This is a genomic window from Pelagicoccus albus, assembly GCF_014230145.1.
GTDB classification, from domain to species: Bacteria; Verrucomicrobiota; Verrucomicrobiia; order Opitutales; family Opitutaceae; genus Pelagicoccus; species Pelagicoccus albus.
Map to the genome: position 1 here is coordinate 130102 of NZ_JACHVC010000013.1, position 22477 is coordinate 152578.

Genomic DNA, 22477 nt, shown 5'->3' on the forward strand with positions numbered 1-22477 from the left:
TTCGAAAGCTCTCGAGGAGCGGGCCTCGATCACCCGTCCTCCGACCCTCAGCGGTCCGGTTGGTGGACGTCGTTGGGGGAGACGTTTTCGTCTTCGAGCTTTTCTTGCATCAGTTGACGGTCGTCTTCGTCGGCTTTTAGGGGCTCCTCTTTGTTGGAGTCGCGCTGCGTGAGGACAAGTTTCACGAACATGGAGAAATGGTCGGATCCGTACTTGGGCAGGCGTCGCATTTCGGCGAGCTCGAAGTGTTTGCTGCAAAAGAGGTGGTCGAGCGGCCAGCGGAGAAACCAGTAGTTGGCGTGGAAGGTATTGAACATGCCTCGGCCGATTCGCACGTCGCGCATCCCGCTGGCTCGGCGGAAAAGGCGGGTGGTAGTGGACCAGGCGACATCGTTGAGGTCTCCGGTCACGATGGCTGGCACTGTGGAGTGGGACACGCTTTTACCCACCATGGTCAGCTCGGCGTCTCGCTCGGAACTTTCTGTATTTTCGGAAGGGCTTGGTGGAGCGGGGTGGATGAAGTGCATGCGAACCGCTTGTCCGGAAGGCAGGCGAGCGAGGGTATGGGCGGAGGGGACTCCGTCTTCCACGAGATACTGGATCCTTGTATTTTCGAAAGAGAGTCGCGAGTAGACGAGCAGGCCGTAGAGGTTGTCGAGCGGACATTTGGCGGTGTGATGATAACCGTGTTCCTGCTCGAGTATGTCGAGGGTGGCTTGCCATTTTCCGTCGGTCTCGAGCGCCACCAAAATGTCCGGCTGGGTATCGAACACGATCTTGAGGAAGTCGTCCCGGTTTTGGTTGGTCTGCAGGACATTGGCAGTCATGACGGAGAGGCTTTCGCCCTCGGAGCCCGGCCGGTGGTCGACCACTTCCTTGCGGGCCAGTCTAGTAAAGGGAAGGATCCACCAGAGCTCGATGCCTAAGGCGAGCAGACTGGCGGCGATGGCGGACCAAGCCCAATTGCTTGAAAAGTCCAGTAGCCATAAATCGACTACAAGCATGGCGGCCGAAAAAACGGCGAACTGCAGGCGGGGAAAGTCGAAGCCCCGCACCCACCAGCCTTCGGCTCGCAGATAGGGGATAGTGGCGCAGAGCAAGGCGAATACGGAAAGGCAGATCAGGACAAGGTTGGCGACTGGCATCAGCAGCAGATCATCCGGAGAAAGGGCGGAGGGGTCAATGGTTGCTTTTGCAGAGGATGCAAAGCGGGGTCAGGAAGCGGTTGTTAACTGCAACTTGAGTCACGGTTCATCGCCCGCTGAGGCCTTCTTGGTCCGCTTTCATTGAACGCCTCTAATTCTCTCGAAGTAGAGGGCGGTCCCGCGGTTTAGAGTGTCACCTATGCATGCAACAACCCCCTCTCGCGTGTCGAACGTTGGTTCCGCTTGGGCAGCCCTCGCGGCGGCCGTTTTCTTGGTAGCCTCAACCCAGGGCGAAGTCACCTTTCGCCTGCAGCTCACGGAGGTGCCGCAGGAGATCAGCCCCTTGGTCTACGGGGTGAACGACTGGAATCGCGGGGAAGCGGGGGAGTCGCTCAACTACACGCTGGAGCGTCTGGGCGGGAATCGCATGACCGGATACAATTGGGAGAATAACTACTCCAACGCGGGCAGTGATTATTTTCACCACAGCGATTGGCATCTGGTGAATTCCGAGAGCGAGGAGAACAAATCCAAACCCGGCTGGGCGGTCAGCATGAGTGTCGACCACGCCCAAGACGCCGGACGGCCGAGTCTCGTGACCCTGCAATTGGCCGGATACGTGGCTGCTGACGGGAATGGCACGGTCAGCGAGGCCGATACGGCTCCCAGCGATCGTTGGGCTGAGGTGCGACTCCGCAAGGAGGGCGAGTATACGCTGACCCCCGATACGACGGACGGGGTGGTCTACATGGACGAGCAGGTGAACTTTCTGATCCAGACCTACGGTCTGTCCTCGGAGGGCGGCGTCTTCGCCTACAGTTTGGACAACGAGCCCGCCCTTTGGGCCCATACGCACTCCCGGATCCACCCAGATGCTCCCACCGTGGCAGAGATCGTGCGGGTGGGAGCGGATTGCGCGGCCATGGTAAAGGACCTCGACGCGGAGGCCTTGATCTTCGGTCCGGCACTTTTTGGCTGGGGATCGTTTGTCGACTTTTCCGCTCCTGATTGGTCGTCCTACAGCGGTGAATACGATTGGTTCGTCAGCGCCTACCTTGGGGAAATGAAAAAGCAGTCCGACGCGGCGGAGCGTCGCCTGCTCGATGTACTGGATATCCACTTTTACCCGGAAGTCTCCGTGGTGACCGGTACCGACGAAGAAGGAGCCGACGTCTACACCCGCATCACCGACAGCACCAGCGACGACGAAGCCTTGACGCAGGCCCGTCTGCAGGCCCCGCGTTCGCTCTGGGATTCCAACTACGTGGAAGAGAGCTGGATCACCACTTGGAGTACCGGAGGCGAGGCTGTACAGCTCTTGCCTCGCGTATTCGAATCGATCGAGACCCATTATCCGGATACGGAGCTATCCATCTCCGAGTACGACTATGGCGGCCATCAAAACTATAGCGGCGGACTGGCCCAAGCAGACGTATTGGGAATCTACGGACGCGATGGCGTCTATGCCGCGTGTTACTGGGGCGAAATCGAGGGCTATGTGATTCCCGCCTTCCAGCTTTATCGCAACTACGACGGGCAGGGGAGTTCCTTCGGCGAGCTAAGCGTTCCGGTCGAAAATCCCGATGCGGCCAACTTCTCCTGCTATGCCTCGGTTGACGTGACTGACCAAACTTTTCACGTGGTGGCTATCAACAAAACCGATGCCGCCCAGTCGACGACGCTGGACCTTTCGCAGACAGGCCTAGTGTTCGACAAAATGGATACCTATGGCTTTAGCGAAGCAAGCGGACCCGAACTCGTAGCTCAAGGCTCACAGGAAGGACGATTCGAAGGCAGCGTGTCTCTCGACTTGCCGGCCCGTTCCGCGATGCATTTCGTATTTCACAGTCCTGAACAAACAGAAGACTTGCTGGAAATCCTCGGCAGCGAGGCCGACGGAACTTTGCGAGCCCGTTATCGTCCTAGCGTAGGAGCTATCCGCAGCCTGCAGACCAGCCAAGACTTGCAGCATTGGACGGATGAGATTTCAGTCATCCCCGGTGATGGACTGGTACGCGAGCTCGAGTTGAAGCCAGAAGGAACTTCCGGATTCTGGCGCATCACCGAAAGCGATTGAGCCCTGCCGAATAACGGCATCGCTCGGTTCGTATTTTCCAGCGACTTGGCTGTATCGATTACTTAACGCGGATGGCGCGTTATGTGGTCGTTGGGGAGCCCCATCCGATTTGGCCTAGGAAGTTCAAAAGAGAGCTTTTCGGGCTGAAACATGCGGGATCGCGATATGGAAAAGAGAATCGAAAAAGCGGAATCAGCCCAGGATACCGAAGCGGCGGGCGTATTTGGAACAAGGAGACGGAAGTTCCTCCTGCAATTGGCGGGCTTGCCGTTGTTGGCGGGGTTCACGCGTCGAGCATTGGGCGAAACGGAGTCAAGCTCGAGCGACGAGGACCCGATCGAAGCGAAGATCAAGGCGATGAGGCTGAGTTTGCCTCCGCCGATCAAAACGCCGCCGGGCGTGGAATTCCCCTTTGTGATGGTTCGCGTCAATGGCAAGCGAGCCACGATTTCCGGTCATGGTCCGCAAGTGGAAGACGGCAGCCTTAGCCCGATCAAGGGCAAGCTCGGAGCGGAGGTGAGCATCGAAGACGGTTACCACACCGCTAAGCTCACGGCCCTTTCGATCCTTGGCAGCTTGAAGCGGGAAATTGGAAATCTGGACCGAGTGGCGAATTGGAGCCGGGTTTTTGGCATGGTCGCTTGTACGCCAGATTTCGCGAAGCAGCCAGCCGTGATCAACGGGTTTTCCGATTTGATTCTAGAGCTTTATGGGCCGGAGCGAGGCGCTCATAGCCGAAGCGCAGTGGGTATGGCGGCTTTGCCCTTTGGCATCCCAGTCGAGATCGAGGCGGAACTGGAGCTAAAGTAAAGTGGGACCATCGAGACCAAGAAGCAATTAACGTATTTGCAAAATGGATTCACAAAAAGAAAACCGAGTAAACTCAGAGCTTGGAGCTCCTCTGGCTCGACGCGAATGGCTCGCCAAAGCGGGGCTTCTATCGCTCGCGGCGGGGACATTTAAATTCGGCGCCCGTGGGGCAAGCGAAGTTAAGGGAACAGGATCGAAACCGAGCGGCGGGTTGGCCGGACTGGCGTCGGAGTTTGAAGTGGCTTCGACCTACCTGAACTCCGCTTCCATTCACCCGATCACCACAAAGGCAGCCCAAGCGATCGCAACCTATCAGGACGGACGCCTGATGAACGAGGGGGCCAGTAAGTCCAGCACGCGGGCGGATCGGCAAAAGGTTTTTTCCCTGTTTGGCAAAATGGTGAACGCGGAGCCGGAGGAGTTGTCCTTCGTTCCCAGCACCTTGGTGGGCGAGAATACGGTTTGCGACGGGCTGGGGATCACGGGAGCCGGCTCGCGTGTGGTGACCGATGAATATCATTTCATGGGCGGAATGTATCGCTACATGGAGCTGGAGAAGCGGGGCTTGGATTTGGAAGTCGTCAAAGCGAAGGACAATCGTATCCGTATCGAAGATTTGGATAAGGCCATTACGCCGGAAACCGATCTGGTAGCCATCACCTTGGTTTCCAACGTGGCCGGCTTTCAGCACGATCTGAAGGCGGTTTGCGAAATCGCTCATTCTCGAGGCGTGCCAGTCTATGCGGACTTGATCCAGGCCGCCGGCGTGACACCCATCGATTTGAAGGAGAGCGGAGTGGATTTCGCCGCTTGTTCGACCTACAAGTGGCTAATGGGCGACTTCGGAATCGGGCTCATGTACGCGAAGCGTGAATCGCAAGAGCTGTTGACCCGCACCCGCTTCGGTTACTGGCAGCGGGCGAAATGGGAAACCAACTATTCACCCTTCGACGAGCCGAACAACATCGTTCCAGATTCGCCCTTCCGTCCCGGCTTGAGCGGGCTGATGGGAGTAGGGACCATTGCCAGCGCTGGCGTGGCGGCCCTGAGTTACTCCCTGGAATTGCTGGATCGTGTCGGGGTAGCGGAGATTGAAAAATGGCGTCAACCCCTTCTGCGTCGTTTGCATGAAGCTTTGCCCAGCCAAGGTTATCTCGCGATGACGCCGGAAGATTCGAAATCCTCGATCCTATCTTTCGCCCGCAAAGACTTGGCGGAGACGAACGGAGCGAAGCTGGAGGCCATGGGCGTGAAGGTCAGTATGCACACGCACCACGTTCGGATCTCGCCGTCGTTTTTCAACGACATGGACGACATCGAGCGGCTGATCGAAGCACTCGCCTAAATTATTTTTCAGAAAAGAGGAAAAAACTCTGTCACCTTTTTGCAGAGGTGGGGCACTTGATAGGCAAGGAGCCGTTTATTCGCCCGATGCGGTACTCGAGCTCCAAGCCAGTCAACTTGCGAACCTTTATCCAAAACGAAAAATGACAGACAAAAAGAACAGCCAAAACGCTTGTGTGGGAATCGTAGCCATCATCAGCGGCATCAGCATCGCAATGGTAACCTTGATCGGGATCTTCGCCCCCCAGCAATTGTCAGTGGCAGCATGGATCATGACTCCGCTCTGCCTCATGGGTCTGGGCCTCGGACACCTAAGCGTAAAAGCCGGCATGTAAGAGTGCTCTAGTGGCGCCGGAAGTGCTGGTGCGGCTCCACATGAGATACCTCTCTTTTCTCGCCCTAGTCCTAGCAATTGCCAACCAAGCTTCGGCCGCTAAACGCAAAGTCATCATCGACCAAGACGCCTTCGAGGGACCTGGTATGCAGCCTATCCTGATGTTGCTACAGTCACCAGATGTGGAAGTGCTTGGCATAACGACCGTCAGCGGGGACGGCTGGCAGCCCGAGGAAACGGCACGCACCCTGAGGATGCTGGAGATGATCGACCGCACGGATATCCCCGTCTATGGAGGGGCGACTTACCCTTTGGTTAACAGCAAGGAGCTGACCGAGCTGCGTGAAAAGCGCTACGGAAAGCTTGGATACAAAGGGGCTTGGACGGAGACCTGGCCATCGACTGATGAGATGTCCCGGGCGGACTACCATGGGCCGGATGTGATCCCGCCTTTCGCCGAAGGACACCCCAGTATCGAAGCCGCTGAGGGAACGGCGGCGGAATTCATGATCGAGCAGACTAAGAAATATCCAGGCGAGGTAACCATTATCGCCATGGGGCCGATGACGAATCTCGCCTTGGCCCAGCGCTTGGATTATAAATTCGCCAGCCGAGTCAAACAGCTTTGCCTGATGGGAGGGACTTTTAACCAGCCTCTCTTCTATAACCACGGTCCTTTCGCTCTGCAGAGAGCGTATTCTCCTCGTATGAGCTTCAACTATCAATGGGACCCCGAGGCCGCCCACATCGTGCACACTAGCCCGTTTCCTAAAATATCGCTCGTCACTAGCGATGCCTCCGTGGATATCTTCGGGACCAAGGAATTGTTAGACAAGATCGCATCCAGCGATTCGAAGGTCGCCGCCTATGTGACCGAAATCGCCAAAGTAGGTTTTCCCCTTTGGGACGAGGTGCAAGCAGGAGCTTGGCTGGAGCCGGATATTGTTACGGAGAGCAATACGCTCTGGATCGGGGTGGACACCAACGAAGGGCCCAACTACGGAGCGATTCTGACCTGGCCAGAGGAGAGCGCTCCTGGAATAGGCGAGCGACCGGTGGAAGTAATCTACTCGGTGGATCAAGCTCGCATGGAGGCAATGTTCACCGAGTTGCTCAGTCACTAGGCCGATCAGGAACTAACCATAATCGGAGAAGAGGGCAAAATCTCTCTTTCGTTCTTCATTGCATTGGAGCCAGCAAATCGCTCCCATGCTGCGAAGTGTTCGCTCTAATCATCTACTTGTTGCTCGCCCTCGGGGTGTCGTTTTTGTGCTCCATTCTGGAGGCGGCCCTGCTATCCATGTCGCCTTCCTTCGTGAGCCAACAGGAGCGGAGCGGGACAAAAACAGGTAAACTTCTGGCCAAGGTAAAAAAGGAGATTGATCAATCTCTGGCCGCGATCCTGACCTTGAATACGGTGGCCCATACGATCGGAGCCGCCGGTGTGGGCTCACAGGCGGTACGGGTATTTGGCGAGGCGTATTTCGGAGTCATATCCGCTATTCTGACCCTTCTGATCCTCGTCATATCAGAGATCATCCCCAAGACCTTGGGAGCCCAGTTCTGGCGGCAACTTGCTCCGTTTACCGCTCGGTCTTGCCGAATCATCGTGATCGGGACTTACCCGCTGGTGGCGATGTCCAAACAGATAACGAAGCTTTTCCAATCCGGCTCGCACGGAGAGCATAGCGTCAGCCGCGACGAACTCGTCGCTTTGGCCCAAATAGGTGGAAGCGAAGGCGTGCTGGACGAAAACGAATCCCGCATGATTCACAGCCTGATGCGCTTTCGGGACTTGCGGGTTCAGCATATTATGACCCCGCGAACGGTAATAGCTGCACTGGACGAAACGCTGAGCTGCGCGGAAGCGGTTACAGCTGCCGACATTATGCGCTTTTCACGAATCCCAGTGTATTCGGATAATAAAGACAATATTACCGGCTATTTCGTAAACAGCGACGCCTTGCAGCGGCTCGCTCAAGGGGAACCCGATACGCCGCTCGAGAAATTGAGCCGGCCCGTGCGCATCGTTTCGGAAATGGATACCTTGTCTCGCCTTTTCGACGAGCTGCTGACCTACCGTGAGCAGATCGCAATCGTGGTGGACGAGTTCGGTGGAACCAGTGGCCTTGTCACCATGGAGGACTTGATCGAAACCCTTCTAGGGCTAGAGATTGTGGACGAATCAGATCCCGAGGTAGACATGCGGGAGCTGGCCCGAGCTCGTTGGGACGAGCGTAACAAAAAGCTGGCTACAGAAAAGTCCGAATCGGCAGGCAAGCCAAACGAGTAGGCTAGCTCTTGCGAATACAAGCTCCCGCGGGCTAGCAATTTTCACGGAAAAATAGATTGTCCGTGGCGGGCGGATAATTAACTTCGGTCCATGACCCTCCCCACACGCAGGTTAACTCTCGTCGTCTCTCTCATCGCGCTGCTTGGACTCTCCTCAAGCGGCCTCGCCAAGCCATTGGTCCCGGTCGAACCCGAATCGGTCGGCATAAGCTCGGAGCGAATTTCACGAATCGATTCCGTGTTCGAAGAATACGTGGAGTCAGGCAAGCTCCCCGGAGCAGTCTCTCTTGTTATTAGAAAAGGCGAGGTTGCCCAACTCGGTGTTTACGGATACCGCGACGTGGAGGGGAAAATGCCCATGGAGGAGGATACCATATTCCGGATCGCATCCCAAACAAAGGCTCTTACCAGCGTCGGAATTATGATTCTGCAAGAAGAGGGCAAATTGCTAATTTCTGATCCTGTCTCCAAATACCTTCCCGAATATGAGAAAACCACGGTTGCAGTGCCGCACCCAGATCTCGGATACATCGTGGTTCCAGCCAAACGCCAGATCACGATCCGCGACTTGCTGACCCATACCTCAGGAGTGGGATACGGCTGGGGTATTGTTGAAGACGAATGGAAAGCAGCCGGTATCCACGGTTGGTACTTTGCTGATCGAGACGAACCCATCCGCGAAACGGTAAGACGTATGGCGGAATTGCCTTTCGAGTCCCAGCCAGGAGAGAAGTTCGTTTATGGATACAATACCGATATCCTCGGAGCCTTGATCGAGGTCGCGTCGGGCCAGAGCTTGGATGAATTTCTAAAGGATCGACTCTTCGATCCCCTCGCCATGGTAGACACCCATTTCTATCTTCCCACGGACAAAGCCGACCGACTCGCCACCGTCTACGCCATGCGTGAAGACGGCGAGCTGAAGCGATCTCCCGACGAGAGCGCTATGGAAGGACAGGGAGGTTACGTCGAAGGTCCACGCATGAGCTTTTCAGGCGGAGCAGGACTGCTCTCGACCGCTCATGACTACAGCCGCTTTTTGCAGATGCTGCTGAACGAGGGCGAATTTGAGGGCAAGCAGATCCTTTCCCGTAAATCGATGGAGCTCATGTCGGTGAATCATCTGCCAAAGGTCGCTGCGTTTCCCTGGGAGAGCGGGACTGGATTCGGGCTCGGTTTCCGCGTTGTTCTAGACATGGGGCAAAAGGGAGAGTTGTCATCAGTCGGCGAATACGGCTGGGGCGGAGCCTATCACTCGACTTACTGGATCGATCCTACGGAGGAACTGGTAGTCGTTTATTTTACCCAAGTCATCCCTGCAGACGGTCTCGATGATCATGCAAAATTGAGAGCTCTGGTGTACCAAGCCCTCGAATAAAGCATCCCTCTGAAAGAGGCCTAATTTAGTTAAAACTTCAGTAAGCTATGCATCTCCAATTCTTTAAATTACCAACCCTGTTTGCTTTAAACGCAGCCTTCACCATGGGAGCTTTATCGCTCCAAGCTCAGGAAAAGGTGGCCCATTGCCGCTTCGTGCCAGAGCGCAAAGACGACTTTGCCTTCGAAAACGACAAGGTCGCCTTTCGCATGTATGGGCCTGCTTTAGCAGAAGGCGGAGAAAATAGCGGCATCGATTGCTGGCTGAAAAGAGTCGACTATCCGATCATCGACAGGTGGTACCGACTCGAAGCGGAAGGCGTGCAAAGCTATCACGAGGACCATGGCGAAGGCTACGATCCTTATCATGTGGGATCGTCATTCGGCTGTGGAGGGTTAGCGATTTGGAAAGATGGGGAGCTTATTAAATCCAATGTTTACCGAAGCTATAAGGTGATCTCCGACGGTCCTGAGCAGGTGAAATTTGAGCTGAGCTACTTGTACGAGAGCGAAGGGATCGAAGAGGTCAAACGAATCACCTTGGACAAAGGAAACCGACTATTCCACGCTGTAAGTCACTTCACAAAGGATGGCGAAGCCGTCGAGGTCGAACTTGCTGTCGGCCTGACAACGCATGAAGGCAAGGCAGACGTGTATTCGGATGCTGAGGACGGAGTGATCGCCGCTTGGGAAACAATTCACGAAAGTGGTTTGGGCACCGGAGTCATTCTACCACGTGAGTTCTCTGCAACCATTCACGAAACCGACGGTGAGGGGGTCGATGACGATCTCGCGTTTTTTGTGACCTCAACCGATGAGGATGGTATGATTAGCTACTATGCGGGCTACGGCTGGGAGCGAGCAGGCGAGATCACAAGTTTTGAAGAATGGAAAACGTATCTCTCCCAGTTTTCCGAGGAAGACTAGCAAAGAGGCCTTCCACAAATAGCGTTTGATTACGCTTTGAACGATTCAAAAAAAAGGCGCCGGATATCCGGCGCCTTTGTCATTTAGCATTTATGAATGAAATTGCTTAGAAATCGTAGCGCACTGTTGCGCCGATTTGACGCGGAGCTGCCATCGCCTCGTAACGCATATCTCCCTCTCCGTTGTCGAAGTAGAAGACGCGGCTGGCATAGCGTTCATCGCTCAGGTTCTTGGCCCAGAGCGCAAAAGTCCAATCTTCGAGGCGGTAGCCAATGGAGGCGTTTGCCACAGTCATGGCATCACGCTCTTGAGTATGGCTGTTCGATTCAAAGTAGGAATCTCGGCCAGCGATTGAGAAAGATCCAAACAAGCCTTCCGGAGAATTGTAGCTTAGGCGCAGGTTGTAAGTGTAGCTCGGAGCGTTGGCCAATTCGCGAGCTGGCACTAGTCCGCTGGGATCGGTGTAGGAATCCCTTTCCGCATCCAAGAAACCGATACCGGCATCGAGGGTCCATTCGTCATTGATCCACCACTTGATTTCAGCTTCCACCCCCGAGTGAGTCGCTCCATCACCATTCACGGTCAGATAACGGAAAAATCCGCCTGCACCGACCGAGTCGCGGAGTTGGGTATCTTCACGTTCGAGGTAGAACGCTGTCACTTGACCCGTGAGACGATTGTCCAGCCAACGTCCACGCAAGCCTGCTTCGAAGTTCCAAAGGGTTTCGGTATCATAGAGAGCTGGCATGTCTGGCGTCGTGAAGGTTCCGCTGTTAGCGCCCCCCGCCTTGTAACCTTTAACAAGGCTGGCAAATCCCATCAAACTGTCGCTCAGATCCTGTTCGAGGCTGAGCTTGCCGCCAAACAAAGAGTCGTCGTTGTCCCGATTTCCATCGTAGAGATAGCCTTGGTAATACCCCATCTCATCGGATTGCGAGTCGAAGCTGACATCGTAATCTTCGAAGCGAAGTCCCGCCACAAGCCGAGTCCTTTCCGCAAGCTGAAAATCCATTTGGCCAAAAACGGCTAGGGTTTCTGTCTTGAAAACAGAATACACGTCGACCTGACCAAAATACCATTCACCGCCTGAAGGATCTCCATCGCGATAGAGAACGTCGGAATCTTCTTCCAACTGTTGGTAATACAATCCTACGGTCCAACGGTTTGCATTATCCATACTGCTGTCGAAGCGTAGTTCCTGGCTAACTACTTCGCGGTCGCGATTTGTCTCTAAGTAACCGGCGTAGGAGGCATCTGTCCAATCCGCATCGTAGCTGTAAAGTGAATCAGTCTGAACAAAGGATGTCTTGGATGTGAACTGCTGGCCATCCTGCAGTTCGTAGAGTCCTTTCAGGCTTAGGCCCAAGCTTTCTTGTTCATCGCGACCTGGCTCGTCCGAGTAGGTCACATACTCCTCGTTTGTCATGGCGAACTGGTCGTATCCGTTATCCGAATTCGCATAGAGCAGGGATGCGTCCCATTGGAAGGCATCCTCTTTCCAGCGCAGTTTCAGGCGAGCAGCCGACTCTTCACGCTCATTGGTTGGACGATCGAGCGTGCGGTTTTCGTAGAACCCGTCGCTCCCTTGCGTCATCATAGAGAAACGCATGGTCAGCTTTTCGGGATTTGCCTCTGAAAGCGGCCCGCCAACGGCGAACTCACCACCGAACAGCGAATCCTCGCCCACAGTGGTCTGGGCATAGCCAGTCCAGTAAGGCGTTGGGTCGGCGCTGACGATGCGAATCAAGCCGCCTGCCGCGTTTGCTCCGAAAGCTCCCGCCTGTGGTCCGCGAAGCACTTCGACTTGTTGAACATCGAAAAGGCTTCCCACGGTGCCAACGCCGGTCAGGTCGAAATCGTCCATCAAGTAGACTACGGCCGAGTCCGGCGTCTCTCCTTCAAACTGGGAATTTTCGCCGATTCCTCGGAGTTGGAAATAGCGTGAACGCGACGTGCCACCCGTTGTAGTAAGGTTTGGCAGGTAAGCAGTAAGGTCGTCGAAATGCTCGAAACCAGGCGTCTGGAGAGAATCGCTGTCGAGCAAGGTAACGCTAGCCGAAGTCTCCAGCAGATCTGACTGCCAAAGGTCGCCTGTCACCACTGCTGCGGGCAATTCGAATACGTCGTCCGAGTCGTTAACGAACTCGTCGGAGTTCACCGAAGCGGTGAGCGAAACGGAGAGCAGGGCGATGGCCAGCGGCGTTTGCGTGTTATTGGTTTTCTTCATTTAGGATCTCAATTTGTAGTTTATGAGACCCGGCTAAGAGCGAAGAAAAGTGGTCCCGGGCACATGCCTATTTCGGTACCATTCCTTTTCCTACGCCGGTATCAACCGGATCAGGTTCTAAGGGACCGCTGCAGCGCGTTTCGCGTTAACGAAACACTTAGCAGGCATCTCAGACCGATTGCACGGTCGCCCCTAAGGATGTGGGCAGAGGTGACAAGACGACGCTCGCTTGTCAACCCCTTGATTCACAGAAAGCGCGTCTTCGAATGATAATTTAAAGCTTGGCAGGATTTGATTGCGTTCTTGCCCTCGACCTCCGGAACCGCCAGACCTTGCGGCTGTTCGCAATCGGGAGCCACGTTAATCGCCAAACGCAAACTCCTTGGGAAAAACGAGATGGATACTATTCTAACACAAATACAAAACACCTCAGCAGTCGAGTGGCTGGGAACGGCAACAGGCTTGATCGGGGTGTATTTGAGTATTAAAGAGAAAGCCCTCGCATGGCTTTTCTTCATTCTCTGTTACGTTCTTTACGTATACCTCAGCTTCACAGCGTCTCTGTTTGCTGCCATGGTTTTGAACGCGATCTTTATTCCAATCTCAGCTTGGGGCTGGTTGCAATGGGGGCGTAGTTCCAAAAATTCGGATAAGCCGGAGGTCAGGATTTCCAAGACGAACCCGACTCAATGCCTATGGCTCGGATGTATCGCTATTTTGGGCACAGCTGGTCTCGGCTTGTTCCTGCAGAATTTTACAGAGGGTGCTTTGCCCTTTCTCGACGCCTTCGCCACGGTTGTTTCCCTAATTGCCCAATGGATGCTCGGGCGTAAGCTGTTGGAGAATTGGCTGGCTTGGATAGTGGCCGATAGCTGTTTCATCATCCTGTGGGGCTGGCAAGGTTACTGGGTCGCTCTGTTGATGTTCCTTGTATTCACTTTTATGGCCACCACCGGCTATCTGAGCTGGAGAAAAGAGATCTCGGAAATCGAAAAATGAGTAGCCAATCAAAACTTCGCAGAATCGTTTTTATTGGTGCAGAATGTACTGGGAAAAGTACTTTGGCACAGGCGGTAGCGGCTCGCTTGGGAGCTCCTTGTTCAGAGGAATACGTCAGGATACATGCCGAACAATTAGAACGGCCTCTGGACGCTACAGACCTAGAGCCGATCGCTCACGGTCAGCTCCGACTCGAAGATCAAGCGGCGACCATGGCGAGTGAGTTTGTAGTGCACGATACCAATATCCTCTCCTCGATTCTCTACGCGGAGCATTATTTCGACACCCATTTGGATTGGGTCGATTCGCTTTTCGAAGAACGCTGCTACGACAGCTATTTTCTTTGCCAGTCGGATATTCCCTGGGTGGCAGATCCCGGACAAAGAGTGAGTCCGGAGGAGCGGGCCCTACTGCAGGAAAGATTCATTGCCATTCTAAATCGGTACGACATTTCCTACGTCCCGGTCTGCGGAACCTTAGAGGAACGCATCACGATCGTTAACAAGAAGCTAGGGCTCGACTGAGCTGCGAGAAATCAAAGAAGCCGATAAGTCGATCACTACTTGGTGTTAGTGGGTAGGATTTGATTCGAAATCCAAGTCTGTTCGCTCTCGAACAATCTTAACACGGTCCCCTGTATCACGCATTGAATACAGTTTTCCTTTGGCGTTTTTGAAAGGTCTATGCAGCACCATCATGAGCTCGCCTTCAAAGGTTTCAAACAGCATGCCGTGACCAGAGTCATGCTTCACCAATGGATCCAATTGCTCCCACGGTCCCTGCAGGTTTCCACTCTTGGAACGGGCTAAGGTCTGGACGTAAACATCGTTTTCATAGCTCGACCAGAGCATTAGCAAACGCCCCTTCTTAGTGCGAAAGAGCTGTGGCCCATCGGTCACGTAGCGCAGAGGATCCGTGCTAGGAGTGAGTGATCCATTTAGCCAGGGAGCGTCCGAGGCTTTGAACAGATGAATGGGGTCGCCGATTGTTTGCGACAAGTCTTCAGAGAGCTTGATCGCCTCCATGGTGCCGTCTATGCGCTGTATCCATTCATGAGCGTACACAAGCCACGGCTCCTCTTTTTCGTCGATAAACAAGGTACCATCGAGCGTCATGAACTCCTTAGGCGGTAAAGGTCCCGTCTTATCCCTCATTTCGAATGGTCCGTCGAGGGATTCAGAAACCGCTACGATGGTACCACGCGGGTAGGTCGAGTAGGGCACATCAGGCGCCTCTTTGAAACTCTGGGAACTGTTGTGTACTGTGGTGAAGAGATAGTACTTCCCCTTGTATTCGTGAACTTCCGGAGCCCAGGCGCCTTCCTCGCCGTATTCATTTTCCGGAACAACAAAAACCGCTTTTGGCATATCCCAATTTTTCAAGTCTTTCGACTTATAGGCCATGGTTCCGCGACCAACTGTTCCGCTCAGCGAGGGAATGTTTGAGGTGAAAAGGTAGTAGGTTTCCGTTTCGGCGTCAGGCACGATAAACGGATCGTGCAAGGGCATTTTATCCAAGTGAAGCGGGGACTTTAGATCGGCCCATGGATTATGCCTCGCCGCTGCGGGAGCAGAATGGGAAGTCGCGTCACCCCATTTATCCTGCAGGGCAGTCAGCTCTTCTTGGCTGAGAGGAATCACTGAACCATGTCGAAAGTGGAATGGGAAATCGAATCCTTCAGCTGGTTCGAATTGTCCGGAGCTCAGATCCGACGTGACAAACGGTTGGTACCCAGTCCCCTTCGAGTACTGGTCCAAGATGAGACACCAACGATCGGATTCCGGATCGATCTGATAGCACTCGGGGCCCTCGTATCCTTGAAGCTTGGACAAAGAAAAATCAGATACAGTTTCCCATGGTCCGGCGAGATGGGGAGCGGTTTCCATACTGATGCTCTTATAGAGCTCGTCTTTGGTGAAACGATAGTAACGCTCGTCGTCTCTTATGATGGTTGTATCAATTACCGTAGTTGGTTTTTCGATAAAAATGAATGGCTCTCCAAAGCTGCGAAAATCCTTGGTACGTGTCGCCCAAATGCGGTGTTTGGCAAAATCGTCACGTCCAGTAGTGGATGCCCAGAAAACGATGTACTCCTCATTGACGTCATCGTAGATAGCCTCCGGAGCCCATGTGCATCCCGCATCCTTAGGTGCCACTTCGATCAAGCGGGGTTCAGACCAATTTACCAAATCCTCCGATTCCCAGACCACGATATTGCGACTTCCGGCCGTTACGGCTCGTCCCCAGTCCGGGGTTAAATTAATCGATAGGTCTGTGGCGATAAGGAAAAATTTGCTGTTGTCATGAGCTCGCAGGAGGTACGGGTCGCGAACTCCCTTTTCCCCCAACTCGCTGACCAAGACCGGTTCCCCTCCATTTAATGCCTTCCAGCTTTGTCCATCAAGGCTAACGGAAAAGTAGATTTGCTCGGTCATGGGCGTTTGCTCGCCCTTGAAGGTGGCGAAGAGATAGCCAGCCGGTTTTTCGGCACGCAGTAGAGGTGTCGCTGTCAGGAATAGACTGAGAACGAACGTTACGATCAGAGAGTGCTTTTTCATTAGGTCGGGGGGGCTGGTATAAACGCAAGCCAACTGCAGAAAGGGGCCTGTCGCATCGAGTCACTCACCGAACGGTTTAGAGGGCAAGCCGATCCGTATCCCTCGTTTGGGGGTAAGCTAACATTTCTTTTAAACGTACGACTTCCGTAGCCAGTAATTCAATACGTAAAATGCCGGTTCTAGCTCTATCAGCCACCCGCTGAGAAGCAACGAGAGCGTTGGGACTTAGCTTCTATTAATGGAAATAAAGGTGATACACGCCTGTCTTTTGTAAATTGACCGTCATTTCCCTAAGTATCGACTGGAGGATTTGACCTTAGAGCAAAGAGGAATAAACGTTTAGGCGAATCATTGTTCGTATTTTCCGCCAGCGTCCAACGCCTGCTATGCCCACAAATCGTACTCCATCCGATACAGACGGAATCGCAAAACTGTCCGAAACACTCGGGAGCAGCGTGCTAAATGGTCTCATTTCGACACTCGACATGCATGCCATCGTGGCGATCACCGACGAGAATGGTGTTATCGTGTACGCAAACCGTCGATTCTGCGAATTGAGCAAATACACCACAGCAGAGCTATACGGTAAAACTCACCGAATCATCAATTCGGGCTACCATTCCAAAGAGTTCTGGGAGCGTATGTGGGCCACTGTATCGTCTGGCGAAACTTGGCACGCCCAAGTGTGCAACAGGGCGAAAGATGGGAGTTTCTACTGGCTCCAGACCACAGTAAGGCCGCTTGTGGGGAAAGATGGAAATATCGAAGCCTACGTATCCATTCGAACCGATATCACCAAGCAAAAGGAGACTGAACGTGGCCTGCAGTTATCTCGCGAACGACTTCGTTGGGCCGCGAAGTCCGCCAAACTCGGCAGCTGGGAATACGACTTGCAGACAGATCTCCTAAACTGGTCGTGGATGACAAAAATCATCCATGAGGTCGAAGAAAACTACGAGCCGAACTTCGACGAAGCGATCGCTTTTTGCGATGGAGAAGAACACAGGCAGCGACTCGAAATTGCCTTCAAAAACGCGATTGAAAAGGGAAGCGCTTGGAATGAGGAACTCGTGATCGTCACAGGTAATGGCGTTCGAAAATGGGTTCGATCGATCGGCGAGCCCAAAATAGTGAATGGGCAATGCGTCAGTTTGGCCGGAGTCTACCAGGACATCGACGAGGAGATTGCTCGCAGGAGGGCTGCGGAAAGAGATGCGGCGATGGTTCGCTCCATATTGGACGCATCCACCGAATTCGCGATCATCGCGACCGACGACAACGGACAGATTTCAGTCTTCAATACGGGAGCGGAACGGACTTTCGGTTATTCCGCGCGTGAATCGAGTGGCCAGCTTTCGCTGGCAGAACTGTTTACTGCCAAAGCGATACAAAACAGGTCAGAAGAATTAGCCGAGAAATTCGACATTCATGTTGGTGGCTTCCAGGTATTCGCCGAAATAGCCGCCAAAAAGGGGTTCGATTCCAGAACATGGCAAGGTAGCCGGCAGGATGGTTCCAGTTTTGAATTTGCTGCGGTCATTACGCCGATCCATTCCGTATCGGGCGAGGTCGGTGGCTATCTCTGTATTGGTCAGGATGTTACCGAGATAAACGAAGCAAGAAGAGCGGCCGAAGAAAGTGAACGAAAGTTTAGAGGAGCCTTTGATGCATCGGCCGTAGGCATGGGATTGGTTGCCTTGGACGGAGGATGGATTAGCGCGAACTCCGCCATGGTCGAAATTTTGGCAGTCGATCTTGAAACGCTGAAAAGCAGGACATTGGAGAGCCACTACGATCCGGAGGACCTCGTCGAGGACCGCGATTTCCGAATCGAGATGATTGAAGGGCAACGAAAGATGCACAAGGTGCGTCGTCGTTTCCTGCGACCAAATGGAGAGACCATTTGGGTCGCCTTAACCGTCTCGCTGGTTAAAAGGGCCGACAACAAGCCTGCCTATTTTCTCTGCCAGCTAGAGAATGTGACCCGCAGTGTTAGGCTAGAGGCGGATTTGAAGAAGACGACCAACCGCTTGTCACTTGCAGCCAAAGCGGGTGGTATCGGCATTTGGGACTGGGATTTGGTCGAGAATAAATTGGTTTGGGATGAACAGCTCTACCGCTTGCATGGGCTCTCGCCGGAAACAACGGTCGCAAGTTTGGAAACCTGGAACCAAATACTGCATCCGGATGATGGGCGGCGAGTGCGAGAGGAAATGGAAAACGCAATCTTGGACATCAAGGAATTTGATTCTGAGTACCGTATCGTCACCCCTACCAAGTCCGTTCGAAATATCCGCACTCTCGCCCTCATAGAGCGGGACGAGAACGGGAAGGCCATCCGAGCAGTGGGTTCCAGTTGGGACGTCACAAAAACCGTACGGCAACGTGAGGATTTGGCGAAAGCAGTCGAGGAAGCCAAGCAGGCCAGCGAAGCGAAAAGTCGCTTCTTGGCTAATATGAGCCACGAGTTGCGAACTCCACTTAACGGAGTCATGGGCATGACAACGCTGCTGCTTGGATCCGATGGCTTACTCGATGAGCAACGCCAATTCGTAGAAGTTATTCGTGATAGCGGGGAGTCCCTATTGTCTGTCATCAACGACATCTTGGATTTCTCGAAAATCGATAGCGGGAAGCTGCAAATCGAGGAATACGATTTCAACCTCGGAAATCTGGTCGCTGAAATCTCCTCCGTGATCAGCCAACGCGCGAAACTAAAGGATCTCGAATACTTTCAGCAAATCGATCCAAAGCTACCGCTGGAGTTGCGGGGCGATCCAGTCCGCTTGAGACAAATCTTGATCAATTTGACGAGCAATGCCGTCAAATTTACCGATAAGGGAAATATTCGTTTATCGGTCGCACTCAAGGGGGAGAGCGAAGAGGGAGTCGAGCTCGTATTCAAAATATCGGATACAGGAGTTGGCATCGATGAGGAGCTGAAGGACAAGCTCTTCGAGGAGTTCACCCAAGCCGACAACAGTTCGACAAGAGAGCACGGGGGCACAGGCCTTGGTCTAGCCATCACGAAACGCCTCGTCCAGCTTATAGGAGGTAAGATAGATTTCGTAAGCACCTTGGGGACAGGTTCGGTATTTACTGTGAGCTTTCAGTTCAAGCGAGCGCAGGGGAAAGGGAACTATTCGAAACCTCTTTTCCTCAGGGACCGATCTGCCTTGCTCATTTCGAAAGACCCCGAGTTCAGGGAAGAGCTCGAAGAGGTGCTAAACCTTTGGAGCATCTACACAGGCTCTTGCTCGACTGTGGAGCAAGCGGCAGAGCTTGTGCAAAATAGGGCTGCCGTGAACGCTCCGCTTCATTACATTTTCGTTGATGGTAGAGACCTAACATTCGATCTGGAAAACTTTCGAAAATGTATGGAGGAGAGCAGTGCCAGCCTGAAAACGAAATTGATCTTGATCGGTAATCATAAGGTAGACCCGCGCGGCGAAAGCCTCATCGAGACCCTCGCTCTACCGCTCAAGCAATCGGACGTTTACGATTTGCTCGTTTCTGGCGAGGACGCCTCGAACTACACGGATATAAGCTTCGAGGATGTGGATACTTCTCGATTCGAAGGCCGATCCACCCGGGTTCTCATCGCGGAAGACAACTTTGTTAACCAGATGGTTATTAAGGGAATGCTCCTGAAGATGGGTATTGAAGCAGACTGCGTCAGCAACGGAGCTGAAGCCATAGAAGCGGTGAAAAAAACTCCCTATGACCTGATCTTCATGGACATCCAAATGCCAGAAATAGATGGCTTGGAGGCGTCTCGGCAAATTCGAGGCGGGGCAGCGGGTGAGCGGGCGAAATCCGTGGTGATCGTGGCGATAACGGCGAACGCACGCGATGTAGACAGGCAAGACTGCGCGGATGTTCGGATGGACGCCTACCTGCTCAAACCGGTTGAGGTTTCTCCACTCTTTTCAACCTTGGATAGACTGCTTCCGGGATACCGATCCGATGAGGAGAACTTTGACGATTCAAACGTTCCACCATCAAACCAGGATATTTTCGAATCCGAGGAACTCGTGCATGCCATGATGGACGATGTCTCCCTCGCGGTGGAGGTGATTAACGCTTCCATGCCGGACTTGCAGACGCGTTTACCCAAATTCCAAACCGCCTTCGAATCGGGGGACGAACGCGACGCCCGCTACCAGATTCACTCTCTGAAAGGTACTGCGGCGAACCTGCGCTGCCGTCGGCTTAAGCGGGTCTGCAAAACGATAGAGGATGCCATTATCGAACCGTCCATGAAGGATGTTTCCATTTTGGTAGAAGGGCTTAAAACCGAGCTGGAAGAAGCCATCCGAGCCCTGAAGGACTTCCTCGCAAAACAGGACGAGCAGTAAGCCTGCACAAGACTTACTGCGGCTTCGCTTTTGCCTTACGTGGAGCGGCCCGGCGCTTTTTCTTCTGCTCGATATCGAGGTAAGTCTTTTTCTGCAGTTGCTCCTCGTATAGCTCCATGAAGCGTACGCCGTCGCGTGGCTTCACGAGATCTGCCTTCGTTGCCTTGTCGATCTGTTTTTTGAGGTTTTGGCAAAGGCCTCCCGCCGAATACTGAACTCCTTCCAAAACGTCCTTCATGCGGAACCCCTGGATGGTGTCTTCGATGTAGAAGCCATCGTCCTCATCCTCGTCGAGGAAGACGTGCACTTCATTCACGCGCCCAAAGAGATTATGGTTGTCCCCCATGATGTCCTGATACGCTCCGACGAGGAAGATACCCAAAAAATAGGAATCGCCCTTTTTCAATGGATGGAGCGGGAGATACTGCTTCTCGTCCTCCAAGTCGATGAACTTGGAAACCTTGCCATCGCTATCGCAAGTGATGTCTACCAGAATCGCATTCACAGTAGGACGTTCATTCAGGCGAGTAATGGGAGTGATGGGGAAGAGTTGGTCCAGCGCCCAGTGATCCAGCAAGGATTGGAAAACGGAGAAATTGCAGACGTATTGGTCGGACAAAAGCTCTGAGAGCCCAATCAATTCTTCCGGCTGGTAGCCCTTGGTCTTGCTGATGTTTTTCTCCAAACGGTTGCAAATCTGCCAGAAGAGGGACTCGGCCTGGGCACGACCGAGAAGGTCTAGATAGCCATGGGAGAATAGGGAGTCCGCTTCCTCCTTTTTCTGCTGGGCATCGTGGTAGATCTCCAGGTTTCCGTAGCGATTCCGTCCGTTGAGGATTTCGTGCAAATCAGCAACCACTTGGTGCTTGATCTCGTCTTTGCGAACCGTGAGCAATGAATCGCGTTTCGATATGCGCCCTGTGACTTCTGTAATGAGAATACTGTGCGGGGCTACGATGGCTCGACCGCTTTCGGTCACTAGATTGGGGCAGGGTACGTCCATCAGTCCGCAGATCTGTTTGACGTTGTAAACGACGTCGCGGGCGTACTCTTCCAAAGTATAGTTGGTAGAGCTCTCGTAGTTGGAACGGGAACCGTCGTAGTCGATACCCAAGCCGCCACCTACGTCCAAAAAGCCCATGGGGAAGCCCATTTTTTGGAGTTGGCAATAGTAGCGAGTCGCTTCCACCACGGCGTTCTTCAAGGTAATGATATTCGGAACCTGCGATCCAATGTGGAAATGCAGCAGGCAGAGACTCTCGGTCAAATTTGCCTTTTCGAGCATTCGCGCCGCCTCGAGGATTTCCATCGAGGTGAGCCCGAATTTGGCATTGTCCCCGGTAGACATCGCCCATTTGCCCTCACCGCGGGTTCCAAGCTTCGAGCGTAATCCGATGAGCGGCTCTACATCGAGTTCCTTTGACATGGAGATAATCATCTCCAATTCGCTCAACTGCTCCGCCACGATGATGATGTCCTTGCCTATTTTGCGGTAGTTGAGAGCTAGGCGGATATAGTCCTCGTCCTTGTAGCCATTGCAGATCAGCAGGGACTCGGAGTGTTGGTGCATCGCCATAGCGATCATCAGCTCTGGCTTGCTGCCAGCTTCAAGCCCGTAGCAATGGTTCTCTCCCGCATCTTGGATCTCCTCTACGACTTCGCGCAGCTGGTTAACCTTGATGGGGAAGACGCCTCGATAGTGCCCCGGATAATCCTCGTCGCGAATCGAATCGGCAAAAGCTTTGTTGAGACGCTCGACTCGGTGACGGAGCAGGTCCTGGAAGCGTATAACCATTGGAGCCTTGATTCCCTTGGTCGCTGCTTCCTTGATGACGTCGTCAATTCTGACGGAAATGTCGTCCGCAGCGGGGTGGGCACAGACGTAGCCCTCCTTGTCGACCGAAAAATAAGGGGAACCCCAACGGTTAAAACCGTAGAGACGCTCGGCTTCGGAGGTCGTCCAACGCGATTTCGGGCTCATGCTCTATGCTTCCTTGGCTATCTTGGTTATGGCTTGCTTTTTGAAAGG

At 53.6% G+C, this 22477-nt stretch carries 15 protein-coding genes and 1 riboswitch; of the genes, 11 read left to right on the forward strand and 4 right to left on the reverse strand.

Annotated features, from left to right (window positions below; translation table 11 throughout):
- Positions 1-47: 47 nt before the first annotated feature.
- Complete coding sequence (locus H5P27_RS15870; RefSeq protein ID WP_185661410.1) at positions 48-1145, reverse strand: endonuclease/exonuclease/phosphatase family protein; 1098 nt, start codon at positions 1143-1145, stop codon at positions 48-50.
- A 223-nt stretch (positions 1146-1368) separates the two neighbouring features.
- Here H5P27_RS15870 and H5P27_RS15875 point away from each other — a divergent pair, with 223 nt between their 5' ends.
- From H5P27_RS15875 to H5P27_RS15910, 8 genes are all read left to right on the forward strand, one after another.
- Positions 1369-3222 carry a glycoside hydrolase family 44 protein gene (locus H5P27_RS15875; protein ID WP_185661411.1) on the forward strand — a complete coding sequence of 618 codons (1854 nt, stop codon included), beginning with the start codon at positions 1369-1371 and terminating at the stop codon, positions 3220-3222.
- Between the two features lie 150 nt (positions 3223-3372).
- Entirely contained in the window at positions 3373-4032 is a 660-nt protein-coding gene (locus H5P27_RS15880; protein WP_221774756.1) for a RidA family protein, read from the forward strand.
- A gap of 43 nt (positions 4033-4075) precedes the next feature.
- Positions 4076-5377: an aminotransferase class V-fold PLP-dependent enzyme gene (locus H5P27_RS15885; RefSeq protein WP_185661412.1), complete on the forward strand. Its 1302-nt coding sequence runs from the start codon at positions 4076-4078 to the stop codon at positions 5375-5377.
- 142 nt (positions 5378-5519) lie between these two features.
- Entirely contained in the window at positions 5520-5711 is a 192-nt protein-coding gene (locus tag H5P27_RS15890) for a hypothetical protein (protein WP_185661413.1), read from the forward strand.
- Between the two features lie 40 nt (positions 5712-5751).
- Entirely contained in the window at positions 5752-6834 is a 1083-nt protein-coding gene (locus H5P27_RS15895; protein ID WP_185661414.1) for a nucleoside hydrolase, read from the forward strand.
- Between the two features lie 95 nt (positions 6835-6929).
- Entirely contained in the window at positions 6930-8003 is a 1074-nt protein-coding gene (locus H5P27_RS15900) for a CNNM domain-containing protein (protein ID WP_185661415.1), read from the forward strand.
- 90 nt (positions 8004-8093) lie between these two features.
- Positions 8094-9380, forward strand: coding sequence for a serine hydrolase domain-containing protein (locus tag H5P27_RS15905; protein WP_185661416.1), 1287 nt, complete (start codon positions 8094-8096; stop codon positions 9378-9380).
- Positions 9381-9427: 47 nt separating this feature from the next.
- On the forward strand, positions 9428-10306 hold the full coding sequence (locus H5P27_RS15910) for a DUF4861 family protein (protein WP_185661417.1): 879 nt from the start codon (positions 9428-9430) through the stop codon (positions 10304-10306).
- A gap of 106 nt (positions 10307-10412) precedes the next feature.
- Here the strand turns inward: H5P27_RS15910 and H5P27_RS15915 are convergent, their stop codons facing one another.
- Positions 10413-12533, reverse strand: coding sequence for a TonB-dependent receptor (locus H5P27_RS15915; protein WP_185661418.1), 2121 nt, complete (start codon positions 12531-12533; stop codon positions 10413-10415).
- A 70-nt stretch (positions 12534-12603) separates the two neighbouring features.
- A riboswitch (TPP riboswitch) is annotated at positions 12604-12737 on the reverse strand.
- 192 nt (positions 12738-12929) lie between these two features.
- Here H5P27_RS15915 and pnuC point away from each other — a divergent pair.
- Positions 12930-13532 (forward strand): nicotinamide riboside transporter PnuC, encoded by a 603-nt coding sequence (gene pnuC / locus H5P27_RS15920; RefSeq protein WP_185661419.1) that lies wholly within the window; start codon positions 12930-12932, stop codon positions 13530-13532.
- Positions 13529-14056, forward strand: a complete 528-nt coding sequence (locus H5P27_RS15925) for an AAA family ATPase (RefSeq protein ID WP_185661420.1) — start codon at positions 13529-13531, stop codon at positions 14054-14056. Before pnuC ends, H5P27_RS15925 begins: the two co-directional genes overlap by 4 nt.
- A gap of 45 nt (positions 14057-14101) precedes the next feature.
- Here H5P27_RS15925 and H5P27_RS19655 read toward each other — a convergent pair whose 3' ends face one another.
- Entirely contained in the window at positions 14102-16090 is a 1989-nt protein-coding gene (locus H5P27_RS19655) for a family 43 glycosylhydrolase (RefSeq protein ID WP_221774757.1), read from the reverse strand.
- Positions 16091-16476: 386 nt separating this feature from the next.
- Between H5P27_RS19655 and H5P27_RS15935 the strand changes: the two genes are divergently transcribed.
- Positions 16477-20448: a PAS domain S-box protein gene (locus tag H5P27_RS15935; protein WP_185661421.1), complete on the forward strand. Its 3972-nt coding sequence runs from the start codon at positions 16477-16479 to the stop codon at positions 20446-20448.
- Positions 20449-20461: 13 nt separating this feature from the next.
- Here H5P27_RS15935 and speA read toward each other — a convergent pair whose 3' ends face one another.
- Positions 20462-22429, reverse strand: coding sequence for a biosynthetic arginine decarboxylase (gene speA / locus H5P27_RS15940; protein ID WP_185661422.1), 1968 nt, complete (start codon positions 22427-22429; stop codon positions 20462-20464).
- Positions 22430-22477 lie beyond the last annotated feature (48 nt).